Origin of the sequence: Dendronalium sp. ChiSLP03b, from assembly GCF_034531165.2 — a bacterium.
Classification (GTDB): Bacteria; Cyanobacteriota; Cyanobacteriia; order Cyanobacteriales; family Nostocaceae; genus Dendronalium; species Dendronalium minutum.
Map to the genome: position 1 here is coordinate 63,071 of NZ_JAVRBR020000096.1, position 14,875 is coordinate 77,945.

Genomic DNA, 14,875 nt, shown 5'->3' on the forward strand with positions numbered 1-14,875 from the left:
GTTATCTTCCCCTGCTCCACGGCAGTTGCTCCTCTTTCCTCTCTGCTATCCTGAGCTTGGCAGAACGCGATCGCGGGTTATTGGCAATTTCCTCTTCTTGAGCAATAATTGGCTTTTTAGTCAAGACCCGCAATGAAGGTGAATTTCGTAAACTATGCTTGACTAAGCGGTCTTCCAGGCTATGAAAACTGATAATGGCAATTCTGCCACCTGGAACTAGAGCGTTAGGTGCTTTCTCCAAGAAAGTTTCTAAAGACTTTAACTCGTCGTTGACGACAATTCGCAAAGCTTGAAAAACACGGGTAGCAGGGTGAATTCTACCATAGCGGTATTTTGGAGGAACAGAAGCAGCGATCGCCTCAGCTAATTCTGTAGTTGTGTGCAACGGTCGTTTTTCCAGAATACGTCTGGCAATCCGCCGCGATAGTCTTTCTTCACCATATTTAAAGAAAATTTCCGCTAATTCCGTTTCATCCCATTCATTAATCACATCAGCTGCGGTTAGCGGTTGTCGCTTATCCATTCGCATATCCAGATCGGCTGTGTGCCGAAAGCTAAAACCCCGTTCTGGCCGATCTAAATGGTAAGAACTTACTCCTAAATCGGCAAGGATACCGTCGAAAGTGTTAGAAGTAAACTGATACGCAGCAAAATTGCTGAGGATAAATTGTATGCGTTCTCCATACTCAGCTAGTTGTTTCTGTGCCACCACTAAAGCATCCTCATCTTGGTCAATCGCCGTTAGCTGTATATCCGCAGCAGCAGCCAATATCAGGCGACTGTGACCACCACCGCCTACCGTAGCATCCAAATAATGCCCGCCGGGACGCACTGCTAAACCCTCAATTACCTCCCGACTTAAGACCGGCACATGAAAAAATTCCTGCGCCTCAATTCTCTGCATATCGAGCTTCCATATAATAGTTGAAGAAGTGAAACAAAATGCAACATCAAATCAAATCCCTTCGCTGCCACCCTATCTCCAACATACTCCTGTATGGGCAATACATGTAAAAGCCTCTAGAGAGGCTTTCCTAAAAATATTGCCCTTACAAATCTGATTTTGGCAGACACGGTAAATCGGGTCTGGTTGGCATCTACGCGGTTCAAGTCAAAATTTTCACAATGGGAGAACACGGAATTTATGGCAAGACTAGAAACCCGCACTGAACCCATGGTGCTGAATATGGGACCTCACCATCCCTCAATGCACGGGGTACTGCGGCTAATTGTCACTTTGGATGGCGAAGATGTCGTTGATTGTGAACCGGTAATCGGCTATCTCCACCGAGGAATGGAAAAAATTGCCGAGAACCGGACTAATGTAATGTACGTTCCCTACGTTAGTCGATGGGACTACGCAGCGGGAATGTTCAACGAAGCTGTCACTGTCAACGCGCCAGAAAAATTGGCAGGCGTTGCTGTACCCAAACGCGCCAGCTACATTCGCGTCATCATGCTGGAATTAAACCGTATTGCTAACCATTTGCTGTGGTTTGGCCCATTCCTAGCAGACGTGGGCGCGCAAACTCCCTTCTTTTACCAGTTCCGAGAACGGGAGATGATTTATGATTTGTGGGAAGCTGCCACAGGATACCGGATGGTAAATAACAACTATTTCCGTGTTGGCGGTGTGGCAGCCGATTTGCCCTATGGTTGGGTAGATAAGTGTCTGGAATTCTGCGACTACTTATTACCGAAAGTTGATGAATACGAACGCTTGGTTACTAATAACCCTATCTTCCGCCGTCGTGTTGAAGGTATTGGTACGATAACCCGCGAAGAAGCGCTTAACTGGGGGCTATCTGGCCCAATGTTACGCGCTTCTGGAGTGAAGTGGGATCTGCGGAAAGTTGACCATTACGAGTGCTACGACGACTTCGACTGGGAAGTGCAGTGGGAAACAGCTGGTGATTGCTTTGCCCGTTACGTGGTGCGGATGCGGGAAATGCGCGAATCTGTGAAGATTATTCGTCAAGCCATCAAAGGACTACCCGGAGGCCCCTACGAAAACCTCGAAGCCAAGCGCTTAGCTGCTGGGAAAAAATCAGAGTGGGATGCGTTTGATTACCAGTACATTGGCAAGAAAGTTTCCCCGACCTTTAAGATGCCCAAGGGTGAAATTTACTCCCGTGTAGAAAGCGGCAAAGGTGAACTGGGAATTTATTTAGTTGGTGATGATAACGTTTTCCCCTGGCGATGGAAAATTCGTCCGGCAGATTTCAACAACCTCCAGATTCTACCTACTTTACTACGGGGAATGAAGGTAGCAGATATTGTGGTTATTCTCGGTAGTATTGACGTGATTATGGGATCTGTAGACAGATAAGCTCAAGCCCATTCCAAAAGCATCAATACTCGTAGGGTTGTTGACTGTTGACTCTCAACGGTCAACAGTCTACTAGAGTTAATGTGCAATTTTCTTGACGTAACAACTGAACTGGTTAAAATTTGAACTAAAAAATTAAAAAAAATGTTAATTTTTAATATCTTATGATTAATTCTGTAAAAAAATTGTGGTTTCAAACTTATATTTTTAATTCTTAATTACCTTGAATACAGCAATTAGTATTCTATTTGATGAAAATCTAATTAGTGCTTTTAATTCAGTATGATTTTTTAGCAAGAGTCTTGATAAATTAATATATAAATGTGACAGTCTTTACTTACTTGTAGTTATAGAATTGTGCAAATTTATTCTCAATCAGAGTCTGACCCTAGCTCCAACCCCCACATTGAACAGGGTTTGCAAAGAGTTTTAGACCGCCTTGTCAGAACAATGCATCGAAATGAATTAATCCGACAGACGACGGATCAACTCAGACAAACACTTCAGGTCGATCGCGTGGTTTTGTATTACTTTTATTGGCAATGGCACGGGCAGGTCACTTTTGAATCCTTAAGTAATAATAAATTTTCCATATTAGGTTCAACAGGAGCAGATAATTGTTTTAATAACGATTATGCAGCTCTGTATTTAGCTGGACGGGTAAGAGCGATCGCTGATATTGAATTAGAACCAATCCAGACTTGTCACAGAGATTTTCTCCGTAGTATACAAGTGCGTGCCAACCTAGTCGTACCAATTTTAATACCCAGAGGATTGTGGGGATTGTTAGCAGCTCATCACTGCCAAGAGCCTCGTTCTTGGTCGTCATTAGATATTGAAATGATGCAAACAGCAGCACAAACTTTAGCAACAGACTCCAACATCTTAGAGAGTTAGAATACGAAAGATAGAGTATCCAAAATTAAGGCTTGGAGTTCATCTAATTCTCATGATTTGTGTTTGGCTATACTAAAATATTCGGGGAATTGCTGTAAATAATAAACTTGTTGATCGGTTTATTTAAGTTTATTAAATCTAGACCTAAAATTCTGTATCATCACAATAATCATCAAAATATGACTTACACAGATAGCAACGCTGAAAGTAGTAAATACAGGTAGATTCAGCCTTTTAATGAAAATTACCGTTCCAAAACTAAAAATTATACTAGCTATAAAAGCTAATAAATTTTTAATCACAATATTCTCCTAGTTATTAGTAAATCAGACTTAATTTACTAATAAGATATTAATTCGTATGAATACCGTAAAAGGCGTTACTGATAAACCTTTTAATCAATTTATTTAGATTAATTTAATCTTCAATTGTTTTTCTCAAAAGCGATGTCTTCTCCTGTAGTCAACGCTGCGCGTAGCTTGCTTCCCTGTAAGGGTACGACAAGCTGCTACCCTGCGGGTTCTGCGAAGCAGTATGCGTCAAGCCGATATTCAGCAGGTAAATGAGGAAATTAATGGTATTTTTTACTCATGACGCCATCAGTTTCAGAAATCAGAGTACAAGATATTGACCACTTTGGGATAGTGGCTCAGGGAATACAAAGCCCAGCAATCTACTGACCTAGTGTTTCTACATTGGCACTTTGTTCTGCTAAAGGAGAAGATAAAACATCAATTTCTCGAACTTCTCCCACCATGTGGCTTGTTGCTTGCATTTATTCTTAAGGTTTTAATAATTCTACCTTGAGAATCTTTGACAAATTGGTCATAAAGAAATTGAGTCATTCAATAATACGTTTTAAATCTTGTAAAACTGCGGCGGCTGATTGATAGCGATCGCTAAAATGATAGCGCACCATCTTATCTAAAATTACGGCTAATTCTTCATTAACTTGTGTTGTTTTTCGCCAGATGATATTACCCGTATCTGGGTCTGGGTGGAGTTCTTGGGGTAGTATTCCAGTAATGGCTTGAATACCCATCATCCCCAAAGCGTAAATATCACTAGACAAGCGAGGATGACCAGCCATTTGCTCTGGTGGTGCATAACCCCGCGTGCCAATGGCTACTGTTGCTAATTCTGTTTGTTCGCTAGTCGGTGGTTGCATTAACTTAACTGCACCAAAATCAATTAACACTAGCCGATTATCTTGAACGCATCTAATAATATTAGTTGGTTTGATATCCCGATGAATTACACGATGCTCGTGAACAAATGCCAAAACTTCTAAAACTCCTTTGAGCATGTCAATGACAAAAGATTCATTTTGTACGCCTTGCACAGGTGGTAATTCTTCACCAAGCGTATGCCCAGGAATATATTCTTCAACTAAATAAAATTCTTGGTTATCTTCAAAATAAGCTAGCAATTCCGGAATTTGATGGTGTTTACCCAAAGCTTCTAAAATTTCTGCCTCGGTATTAAATAACCTTCTAGCAACTTCTAAAAATTTTGTGTCTCGACGTGCTGGCATTAGCTGTTTCACTACACAGCTAGGATTACCCGGTCGCTGAGTATCTTTTGCTAAATAAGTGCGACCAAATCCACCAGCACCGAGAACTTTAGATATTTGATAGCGTCCACCCAAAAGCAAATCGCCAGTACTTTTTTCTGGTGTTGTTAGTGTAGATGCAGTATGTAGATCGCGAATTATAGTCGTGTCTGCGGTAGTTATAGTTTCTTTTAAAAGGGTATTTAACTGGTCGATCGCTTCTTTTTGTTGTTCAACTTGCAGGATAATAACCTTAGTTTGCTGCTGAGTCTGGTAAGTGGTGTAAGCCATGACAATAACACCACTCATAACTAAGGCTATGGCTGGGGGAATTAGTGGTATCCACCCTGCTTGGAGAAACAAACCAGCGCATATCCCCACCAAGCCAGCTAGGGTTGTACTTCCTACCACTAGCAGCAATAAAGGATGTCGTAACTGCCATGCTAAAACACCGCCCACCAGTGACCAACCCCACACCCACAAGAATTCAACCCAGTCAGTCCAGTACCAAATTAAAGGCCTTCCATCCAGCACTGAACTGAGAAGCTGACTTGCGATCTGTGCATGTATAAAGACAGCAGGCATTCTGGCTGGTTGCTCTGGTGAAGTACTATAGGGTGTATATAAACCAGGATGCAGACTCGCAGCAGTTGTGCCGATAATTACGAGTCGGTCTTTCACCCAATTAGGATTGAGTTGATTGTTGAGGACTTGTGTCAGAGTTACCTCTTGGGCCAGGCGGTTGGGATGGCGGTAATTCAAAAGTATTTGATAACCAGCCGTATCCAGACCTTTGTAGCTACCAGAATTTGCTTTCAGAGTTTGGAAGTAAGTTTTACCCAGATGGAAATTGTATTGGTCGGGAAAATCTATTTCCAATCCTTGTTTTTCTAAATAATTAATTGCCAATAAAGCAGCAAACGAGTATGTAGTTGTACATTTGCTATCTGTAGAGTGGGCAAATAATAAACTGCGGCGGACAATTTGATCCTCCTGGTTATCAGGAATCAAATCGCTAAAGCCGATATTGTCTACAGGAAAACTAGGCGGTGGTGGAATTTCCGATCTGCCCATGCTGCTTAACAAGCAAGTGCCAATGATGTTGTCTTGACTCCTCAGACCAGCAGCCAAATTTTTTTGGTCTGGACGGTAAATATTTAGACCAATGACACGCGGTTTATAGGACTCTAGTTTTGCTAATAGCTGATTGATTGTGGTATCCGACAAGGGCCATTTCTGTTGGGCCACATCTTCTTCAGTAATTGTTACTAGTAAAATCCGGGGATCGGGAGGTTCAGCAGGACGCGATCGCAGCATTCGATCGTAAGCTTGTAATTCCCAAGACTGCAACCATTTGAGTTCGCGAACGCCCCATACCAAAGCAGTGACACCCAAACTAGTGACCAGAATCGGCAACCAATTTTTGTTGGCAAAAGTGTCACCAGAACTCTTGTCTTTTGCCAACGCGGCTCGGAGTCTTGCTAATATTCCATTAATCACAGCGTTGCAGCGGTAGCCTGAATTTGATAAATGTTGCCAATCCCAAGAAGTGCCGAACTCAGGATTAAAGGCAATTTAACCCAAGTTGTATTTAATTTAGCAGTTTACTTGGTTTTTCGAGGCGATCGCGATCGCTGAGGTAATGGGGACTGGGAACTGGTGACTAGAAAAGAATTTTCCTAATCCCTAGTCGCCTTCACTCTAGCGTATGCTGTTTACTTGCCATAGGTAACCACGCTTCAGACACTTCTTCGTTGCCGCCATAACTTGCAACTTTGTCTTGTGGTATAAAATCAGCCAGAGTAACTATAGGCAGTTTGCAAGACAAGCAAGATGAGTGCGATTGCCATTGTACTGTTGAGACATTCAAATCTTTGATTAACCCGGTGCGTATATCCAGCACCCAGCCATGAACAGTAGGCGCATCTTTTTCATGGAGTACCTTACGCATAATAGAAGTTTGGTAAAGATTTTTAACCTGTGCCAGAACGTTAATTTCCGCTAAACGATTCAGACGTTCTTCTCTGGTTGGCAAAGCATCAATTTCGTCTTGTTTCTGTAAGTAGAGTTCCCGAATCGGATTTACCCAGTTATCAATTATTCCGGTTGTTTTTCCTTCTAAAGCAGCTGTAATGCCACCACAGCCATAGTGACCACAAACGATAATGTGTTTAACTTGAAGATGGCAAATTGCGTACTCTAAAACAGCTAATAAGTTAATATCTGTGAGAGAAACTTGATTAGCAATATTACGATGTACAAATAACTCTCCGGGTTCTGTACGGGTAAAGTTTGTTAGGGGCAGACGACTATCAGAACAACCAATGTAGAGAAAAGGTGGTGTTTGTCCGCTTGCCAAATTTTCAAAATAATTTGGGTCTAAGGCCAGTTTTTCTGTAACCCAAGCCTGATTATTTTGGATCAGTTCATCAATGCTGTGATATTTCATCAGTATTTCATGCAGTCTATTATCTATATTTTACTTTCTCTACATTTTTGCAGATATTGAATAAATCTGAAGCAATCTTGAATTATGAAAATTCGCAGTCATTAGTCATTAGTTGTTCTCCCCCTACTCTCACTGCCTTTCTGATAACACAAATTGTTATACTTTTAAAGGTTACTCTATGCCGTCAAATTTGAGTTGAGAGTGAAAAGTGGAGTTGAGAACGATGAAAGAAGATAGTATCGCGATCGCTGGTTTTCACGCTCATATTTACTACGATGCCGCCAGTCGAGATGCCGCTGCACGCGTACGCGAAGAATTGGGGGCGAGGTTTGAGGTGCGACTTGGGCGCTGGCACGATTTGCCCATCGGGCCACACCCAAAAGCAATGTATCAAGTGGCATTCTTACCAAATCAGTTTGCTAACATCGTCCCCTGGCTAATGCTGAATCGTGAGGGATTGGATGTTTTGGTTCATCCTGAGACAGGCGATGATGTCGCAGATCATACAGAACATGCTCTATGGCTAGGAGAAAAGCTAGAGTTGAATGTTGAATTCTTACGGCGGATTAGAACAACTCAATAAAACATTAGTTTCATCAACCTTTCCCTGCTAGCTTTCCTGCGTTTAAGGCCAATTGGTAGATTATAGCGATCGCAAACACCCATCTTACAAAAAACCTGGAATTACAGTAATGTAGATTTTGTTTGGTTTTCAGCTTAAATTAATACTACTAAACCATCTCAAACTCTAATTGATGACTCTTGAGAAAGTCATGAGTGAAATGATCTACCACATTGGTATCAGCAAGTTCTAAATTATAAAAATCTACAACCTCATGCTCAAAATATGGCCCTGCGTGCCAAGTTCCTTCATTTAACTTGATAAAACAATTTCCTGGAATACGGAAAGCTGCAATTTTCTCTAACGCTGGTTCATTCATATCATTACGAGGAGGACAAACTGCAATTAACCAGTCTTTTCCTTCCAAAGAACCTAAACATTGAGTACATTGCACGTGACGAGTAATTTTATGGAATTTCTGTCCTCGCTTTTGCAGCCGCATAATATAAAATCGCGGAGTTCCATTCTGTAAATTTAATTGAGCATCTTCTGCATCAAAAGCTTTACCGTCTTGGCTAGCAAAAATCACCTGTCCGTAACGCCGAAAATTTTCTGGTGTCACCCATTCAGCTTGTAATTGTTGTACTGTCTGTGATGTATTCATAAAAAAATCTTGATTGCATGGAAAAAAAGCACGCTCATTACCAATAAGAATTCAGTTCTTTAGGAATGAGTGACTTAGGAATGATAGAAGCTTGTTTTTCTTTATCTGAAGGTTTTGTATACCACCAAGCCCAAGCTAGTAAAACCGCTTGTAAGGGAAGTCTGACTACGTGAACCCAAGGTGAATTGGGTATACCATCAACCTTAATCAGATTCACCGCCATGTTGATATTGGCTGGGTAAACGGCAATAAAAAGAGCAAACAATCCCCAAGCAGCTGCTTGACTGACAGGCGGGACTAATAACCCGATACCACCTAAAATTTCATAAAAGCCGCTGAGATAAACCAACCCTAAAGGATAGGGAAGTTGCGGTGGCACAATTCTTACATATTGTTCTGGTACAACAAAGTGTGTCACTCCCACTACGATGATAGATACAGCAAGGATGACACGTAAGAGTTCCTTATGCTTATTCATTGCTTTAGCCTGATTCTATACTTGCACGTACTAAAACAGTGTTATCGATTGGTGTCAGCCTGTCTTCGGTCAACAGTAGGAAAAATCCGCAAACCACTTTTAAAATACCACTTACGACTTTAGAGTATTTTAGTAACTAAATTGACTATCAATCTTAAGGTCAGTCTATGAAAATAAATTACAGTCGCCGTCAATTTTTCTTATATGGTTCAGCTACCTTTGCTACTAGCCTACTGCTGAAAGCTTGCAGTAGCAACCAAACGCAGACATTAACATCTGCTGGTCGCGAAGGGTTTAAAATAGCGATCGCCTTCCCTGGAGTCATCACCGATAAAGCTTGGAATCAATCTGGTTACGAAGGGGTGAAGCTGACTAAACAAAAGCTGGGTGCAGAAATTGCCTATGTAGAACAAGTTGCACAAGCGGATCAAACAGAAGCGCTAACAGATTTTGCCCGCAAAGGCTACAATGTGGTCTTTGCCCACGGCGGACAATTTGATGCTGCTGTGGAACAAGTAGCCTCACAGTTTCCGAATACGTTTTTTATAGCTGTTAACGGTTCTATCAAAGGTGAAAACATTGCCGCTTTGCGAATAGATCACCTACAAGGTAGCTATTTGTGTGGAATCATCGGTGCTTCGATGACTAAATCTAACAAATTAGCTTATATCGCTGGACAGGAATTTGCAGCTACACAAGAAGAATTACGGGGATTTGAATTAGGGGCAAAATCAGTTAAGCCCAATATCCAAATTATCTCTACTTTTACAGGTGATTGGAATGATGTTGCCAAGGGTAAAGAAGCAACACTGGCATTAATTTCATCTGGAGCAGATATAATTTATCAGTGGCTAGATAACGCCTCAGCCGCAGTACTCCAAACTGCCAGCGATAAGGGTATTTATGCTTTTGGTAATACTAAAGACCAATTAGATATTGCTCCAAAGGCAGTTTTAACAAGTGCCGTAAAGCGGCTAGATTTAGCAATAGTGTACCTAGCAGAATTAGCAAAACAAAAACAATTAAAAGGTCAAATATATAGTATAGGTTTAGAAAGACCAGATATATTATCTTTAGGAAAGTTTGGCACAATAGTACCAGGATCTATTAAGCAAAAGGTACTAACAACAAAGCAGGAAATTGTCGATAAAAAAATTATCTTTGAAAACTGTAAAGATGGTGGAAAAGATACGCGTTGTCTAAAAAAAGCTTAAACTTAAGCTTTAATAGATGCAATGCTTCTAGTTGTATTTTGGTAAATGATACATTTGCACTTAGAAAAAATCACTAAATCTTTTAAATCGTTTGTTGCTAACGATAACATTAGTTTCTCTGTGGAAACTGGCAAAATTCATGCGATTTTAGGAGAAAATGGAGCGGGTAAGACCACTTTAATGAATATAATTAGCGGTCTTTACCAACCCGATATCGGGCAAATTTATCTGCAAGAACAGCCAGTAACAATCAACTCACCTCATGAAGCTATCAAACTGGGAATTGGCATGATTCACCAACATTTCATGCTTGTACCCCAGTTGACTGTTACAGAAAATATCATCTTAGGTACAGAAAATACTTTGCGTCTGAACCTGCGGCAAAAACAACAAGAAATTGCTGCATTATCTCAAGCTTATGGCTTAGAAGTTAATCCAAATACCAAAGTAGAAGATTTAGCAGTAGGAACACAACAGCGGGTAGAAATTCTCAAAGTTCTTTACCGTCAAGCTAAATTATTGATTCTCGACGAACCCACAGCCGTGCTGACACCACCGGAAGTAGAATCATTAATTGCTATCTTGCAAAAACTAGCAACTGCTGGCAATACGATTATTTTTATCAGCCACAAGTTAGAAGAAGTAATTAATCTTTGCGATACAGTCACAGTGTTACGCCGAGGAAAGGTAGTAGCAACGACGACAACTAAAGAAGCGACACCTCAGCAGTTAGCTGAATTGATGGTGGGGCGCGAAGTTGCTTTACATGTAGATAAATCAACTCCATCACCAGGAAAGGTAATTTTGTCTGTACGAGGTTTGCAAGTTGTAGATGACCGTGGGGCGATCGCTGTTGATAATGTATCATTTGATTTGCGCGCAGGAGAAATTTTAGGAATTGCTGGTGTAGATGGCAATGGACAGCGAGAATTAGCAGATGCGATCGCAAATTTACGATCTATCAAACGAGGCAAAATTGAGTTTGGAGAACTCTCCTTAAAAAGGGAAGCTATCGGTTACATCCCGGAAGATAGACAGAAAATGGGTTTAGTCTTGCAGTTTAGCATCGCCCAAAATTTAATTTTGAAGGCTTTTAAAAAACTGCCATTTTGTCGTCGTTTTTTACTGCAACCAGCAGCGATTATAAATAACGCCAAGTCTGCAATACAAGAGTTTGATATCCGGGCGACGGAAGAAGATATCAAGGTGAGTCAGCTGTCGGGGGGAAATCAACAAAAGGTAATTTTAGCGCGGGAACTTGCAGGGGAACCAGATTTAATAGTAGCGATGCAACCAACTCGTGGGTTAGATGTGGGGGCGACAGCAGCAGTACATTCTCGATTATTAGCAGAACGCGATCGCGGTGCCGCTATTTTGTATATTTCTACTGAGTTAGAAGAAGTGATGGCAATGAGCGATCGCATTGCCGTAATGTACAGGGGTGAGTTTGTGGCTATTTTACATGCACAGACGACGGTGGAAGAGATTGGTTTACTAATGGGTGGGGGGAGAAGAGGACAGTAAGACGCGATTACGCAAAGAAAATAAGCTTAATTATATACAATTTTTATGTCGAGTCTTTACATTATTGGTGGTGCAAATGGTTCAGGAAAAACAACCGTTTCAATGAGTTTATTGCCTAATTTTCTAGACTGCTTTGAGTATGTGAATGCAGATGCGATTGCAGCTGGACTTTCTCCACTAAATCCAGAGTCTATGGCTATTGAAGCAGGAAGATTAATGATTACACGACTGCGAACTTATCTAATTCAGGCAGTGATTTTGCTTTTGAAACTACATTAGCGGCAAGAATTTTTGCACCTTTTATAATTGAATGTAAAGCCAAAGGCTACATAATTAATTTAATTTACTTTTGGTTACAAAGCGCTGATTTGGCAGTAAAACGGGTAGCACAACGGGTTGCCAGTGGAATTGAATATGACGGTTGTGATTATCCTTCACGTACAGGAGAGATAACTGGAATTAGCTTTATCGATTCAACCCCGATTAATGTTTGTCATAACTGTAGGGTACATTCTCACAAAGTCTTTAAAGGATTAATGAAATGGGGTAAAAATTCTGTGGGCTGGCACTTTGGCTTTAAACTTCATTTGATTATTAACGATTGTGGAGAATTACTTGCATTCCAGCTAACTCCTGCAAATGTTGATGACTGAAAGCCAGTCCCAGACATGACAAAAGACTTAATTGGTAACGCCAGTTGCTTCAAGTCGGCAGAGCCGCCCAACGCACTGGCTCAACTTTTTGGGGATAGAGGATACATATCACAAAAACTATTTGAAGAATTATATGAGCGAGGGTTGCAGTTAGTAACCAAATCCAAAAAGAAAATGAAAAATCGCTTGGTCAAGCTCATTGATAAAATTCTGTTACGCAAGCGAGCAGTCATTGAGTCGGTCAATGACCATCTCAAAAATATGTGTCAAATAGAACACTCTCGACATCGTAGTGTATTTAACTTTTTGGTCAACTTGATGGCTGGTTTGGCTGCTTACACCTATCTGCCCAAAAAACCCTCAATTGACATTTACCCAAACGATTTGCCTGCACTGCCTCCTGCCATTTTTTAGTCCCGTCGAACTCACGTTAACTTAAATGCTTATATAGGAATCCTATTTGAATTTTGAATAAATACCGTACATCTGAAGGGTGGTAAAATCAAATGTAGTGTGTCGAATAAACCATTCAAACATCCACTTCAAATGTGAGAATGTTGGAACCAAAGCACAGAAACGTCGAACCCATGTTTTGGCTTGCAACCAAATATCTTCCATAGGGTTTTGTTCAGGGCAATTAGGAGCAAAGCGAACGCAGTGTATTTTCCATTGCTCGGTTGCCAAACCTCGATTAACCTCTGACAAGAAACCTCGAATCTCTTTGGAGCGATCAGGGCAAACGCATCTAAATATAGTACATAAATACTAGCAAAGGGATAAAGGCAGCAATCGCTGGTGGTATGGAGGTTGAGCAATGAGGCTTTGATGGTAAAGTCATTGTAAAAGTAGGAATATTGCCCAGGAAGGCGTGAAGCTCAAGCCCAAAATTACAATTGCTGACCATTTTGCTGTGATGTCAGACCCACGAATAGATCGTACAAAGCGACATAAATTGATAGATATTTTGACAATAGCCATCTGTGCAGTAATATGCGGAGCAGATAGTTGGGTAGCAATTGAATTGTATGGTTGCACAAAATATGAATGGTTAAAAACGTTTTTGGAGTTACCAAACGGGATACCATCACATGATACGGCAGTCGCCTCAACGGGGGGGAACCCCCGCACGGCGCTGCCTCACATTTGCAAGAGTATTTGCCCAATTAAATCCGCAACAATTTCAGTCATGTTTCTGAAATTGGATGAAAACAGTACAGTTTAGAACGGAGGGTGAAGTTGTGGCAATTGATGGAAAAACTTTATGTGGGTCTCATGATAGTCGTATTGAACAAAGTGCAATTCAAATAGTGAGTGCATGGGCAACTACAAATAAATTAGTATTAGGACAGGTGAAAGTAGACTCGAAATCGAATGAGATTACAGCCATCCCAGAATTAATCAAAGTTTTAGAGCTTAATGGTTGTATCGTGACGATTGATGCAATCGGTTGTCAGAAAGAAATTGTGAAGTTAATTACACAACAAAACGCAGATTATGTAATTACTTTAAAAAAGAACCAAGGTAATCTGTATGAGTTAGTAGAAGAACTATTTAAGTTAGGGATAAGTACAGGTTTTCAAGAGTTTCAACATAGCACATATAAAACCGAAGAAACAGGGCATGGGCGGCATGAAATCCGCAATTATGTGATGTTATCAGGAATTCAATCTCGGCTTGACCCTGATTCAGTTTGGTCAAACTTTAATAGTATTGGGATGGTAGAATCCGTCCGGCAAGCAGATGGTAAAACAACAGTGGAGACTCGTTATTTTATTAGTAGTCTTGAGGATAATGCCAAACAATTTGCTAATTCTGTTCGCAGTCATTGGGGAATAGAAAATTCGTTGCATTGGGTATTAGATGTAGCTTTAAAAGAAGATGATTGCCGGATTAGGAAAGATAATGCTCCACAAAATTTTGCCCTGATGCGGCAGATAGCAGTAAATCTTTTAGGTAAAGAGAAGCGTGTGAAAAGGGGAATCAAAAATAAACAGTTTTTGGCAGCAATGGATAATAACTATTTAGAAAGAGTTTTAGCTTTAACGTAAACTAGATTGTCAATAATTTAGTTAAGATTGTTGCTTATTTTCATGAATAAGCAAGCTGATTCATGAGTGAATAGTTAGCTAATTTATTTTTGTCCAAGCGTTATTTTATTAAAGATAAGCTAATTTACAGGTTGTCAAAAATTCGATTTACTTTGTTTATGTTTTGCACTTATATAGATGATTTTGAAATCCTTATTAGTTTTTGTTAGGAAATAAGGTGCGTTTTCCCTGTCAAGGGCCCCTAGCAATTAGCCTAGAAGGGATCAATGCAGCGCAAATAGCTGTGCCGCCACCACCATCTCTAGCTAGTGCAGAACCAACTGTTCTGACAGTGCTGGTATGATTACAGGGCGACCGATGACGACTTGCAGATAATCTTCAAGCTCGGACAGACTGGGAAAAGCTCTTAGCAGATTAGTTTTGACTGACTCTTGACGCTCACAGGACAACTCCCAAGTATTAAGTGAGATGAAATTATTAATTCGCTGTTGATAATCTTCTAAGC

11 protein-coding genes and 4 pseudogenes are annotated in these 14,875 nt (G+C 40.7%); 8 read left to right on the top strand and 7 right to left on the bottom strand.

Annotated features, from left to right (window positions below; translation table 11 throughout):
- Nucleotide 1 precedes the first annotated feature (1 nt).
- Nucleotides 2–904: a 16S rRNA (cytosine(1402)-N(4))-methyltransferase RsmH gene (gene rsmH, locus RMY31_RS22655; protein WP_322660814.1), complete on the bottom strand. Its 903-nt coding sequence runs from the start codon at nucleotides 902–904 to the stop codon at nucleotides 2–4.
- Nucleotides 905–1,144: 240 nt separating this feature from the next.
- On the opposite strand from rsmH, the gene RMY31_RS22660 reads away from it, so the two are divergent.
- Both RMY31_RS22660 and RMY31_RS22665 read left to right on the top strand, forming a co-directional pair.
- Nucleotides 1,145–2,329, top strand: a complete 1,185-nt coding sequence (locus RMY31_RS22660; protein WP_322660812.1) for an NAD(P)H-quinone oxidoreductase subunit H — start codon at nucleotides 1,145–1,147, stop codon at nucleotides 2,327–2,329.
- A gap of 357 nt (nucleotides 2,330–2,686) precedes the next feature.
- Nucleotides 2,687–3,226 (top strand): GAF domain-containing protein, encoded by a 540-nt coding sequence (locus RMY31_RS22665; protein ID WP_322660810.1) that lies wholly within the window; start codon nucleotides 2,687–2,689, stop codon nucleotides 3,224–3,226.
- A gap of 841 nt (nucleotides 3,227–4,067) precedes the next feature.
- Here RMY31_RS22665 and RMY31_RS22670 read toward each other — a convergent pair.
- Nucleotides 4,068–6,278 (bottom strand): CHASE2 domain-containing serine/threonine-protein kinase, encoded by a 2,211-nt coding sequence (locus RMY31_RS22670; protein ID WP_322660808.1) that lies wholly within the window; start codon nucleotides 6,276–6,278, stop codon nucleotides 4,068–4,070.
- Nucleotides 6,279–6,474: 196 nt separating this feature from the next.
- The gene (locus tag RMY31_RS22675) at nucleotides 6,475–7,227 is read right to left on the bottom strand and encodes a carbonic anhydrase (protein WP_322660807.1); all 753 of its coding nucleotides are present in this window, start codon (nucleotides 7,225–7,227) and stop codon (nucleotides 6,475–6,477) included.
- A gap of 223 nt (nucleotides 7,228–7,450) precedes the next feature.
- On the opposite strand from RMY31_RS22675, the gene RMY31_RS22680 reads away from it, so the two are divergent.
- On the top strand, nucleotides 7,451–7,810 hold the full coding sequence (locus RMY31_RS22680; protein WP_322660805.1) for a DOPA 4,5-dioxygenase family protein: 360 nt from the start codon (nucleotides 7,451–7,453) through the stop codon (nucleotides 7,808–7,810).
- A 148-nt stretch (nucleotides 7,811–7,958) separates the two neighbouring features.
- Here RMY31_RS22680 and RMY31_RS22685 read toward each other — a convergent pair whose 3' ends face one another.
- On the bottom strand, nucleotides 7,959–8,453 hold the full coding sequence (locus tag RMY31_RS22685; RefSeq protein WP_322660803.1) for an ureidoglycolate lyase: 495 nt from the start codon (nucleotides 8,451–8,453) through the stop codon (nucleotides 7,959–7,961).
- 37 nt (nucleotides 8,454–8,490) lie between these two features.
- The gene (locus RMY31_RS22690; protein WP_322660800.1) at nucleotides 8,491–8,931 is read right to left on the bottom strand and encodes a DoxX family protein; all 441 of its coding nucleotides are present in this window, start codon (nucleotides 8,929–8,931) and stop codon (nucleotides 8,491–8,493) included.
- A 167-nt stretch (nucleotides 8,932–9,098) separates the two neighbouring features.
- Between RMY31_RS22690 and RMY31_RS22695 the strand changes: the two genes are divergently transcribed.
- From RMY31_RS22695 to RMY31_RS22710, 4 genes and pseudogenes are all read left to right on the top strand, one after another.
- Nucleotides 9,099–10,145 carry a BMP family protein gene (locus RMY31_RS22695; RefSeq protein WP_322660796.1) on the top strand — a complete coding sequence of 349 codons (1,047 nt, stop codon included), beginning with the start codon at nucleotides 9,099–9,101 and terminating at the stop codon, nucleotides 10,143–10,145.
- Nucleotides 10,146–10,190: 45 nt separating this feature from the next.
- Nucleotides 10,191–11,669 carry an ABC transporter ATP-binding protein gene (locus RMY31_RS22700; protein WP_322660794.1) on the top strand — a complete coding sequence of 493 codons (1,479 nt, stop codon included), beginning with the start codon at nucleotides 10,191–10,193 and terminating at the stop codon, nucleotides 11,667–11,669.
- Between the two features lie 45 nt (nucleotides 11,670–11,714).
- The gene (locus RMY31_RS22705; RefSeq protein ID WP_322660792.1) at nucleotides 11,715–11,948 is read left to right on the top strand and encodes a hypothetical protein; all 234 of its coding nucleotides are present in this window, start codon (nucleotides 11,715–11,717) and stop codon (nucleotides 11,946–11,948) included.
- A 158-nt stretch (nucleotides 11,949–12,106) separates the two neighbouring features.
- Nucleotides 12,107–12,736 (top strand): annotated as a pseudogene (locus RMY31_RS22710) (IS982 family transposase); the annotation flags it as partial.
- 42 nt (nucleotides 12,737–12,778) lie between these two features.
- Here RMY31_RS22710 and RMY31_RS22715 read toward each other — a convergent pair.
- Nucleotides 12,779–13,051: pseudogene (locus tag RMY31_RS22715) on the bottom strand (IS630 family transposase); the annotation flags it as partial.
- Between the two features lie 139 nt (nucleotides 13,052–13,190).
- On the opposite strand from RMY31_RS22715, the pseudogene RMY31_RS22720 reads away from it, so the two are divergent.
- Nucleotides 13,191–14,370 (top strand): annotated as a pseudogene (locus tag RMY31_RS22720) (ISAs1 family transposase).
- 317 nt (nucleotides 14,371–14,687) lie between these two features.
- Here the strand turns inward: RMY31_RS22720 and RMY31_RS22725 are convergent.
- A pseudogene (locus tag RMY31_RS22725) lies at nucleotides 14,688–14,875 on the bottom strand (hypothetical protein); the annotation flags it as partial.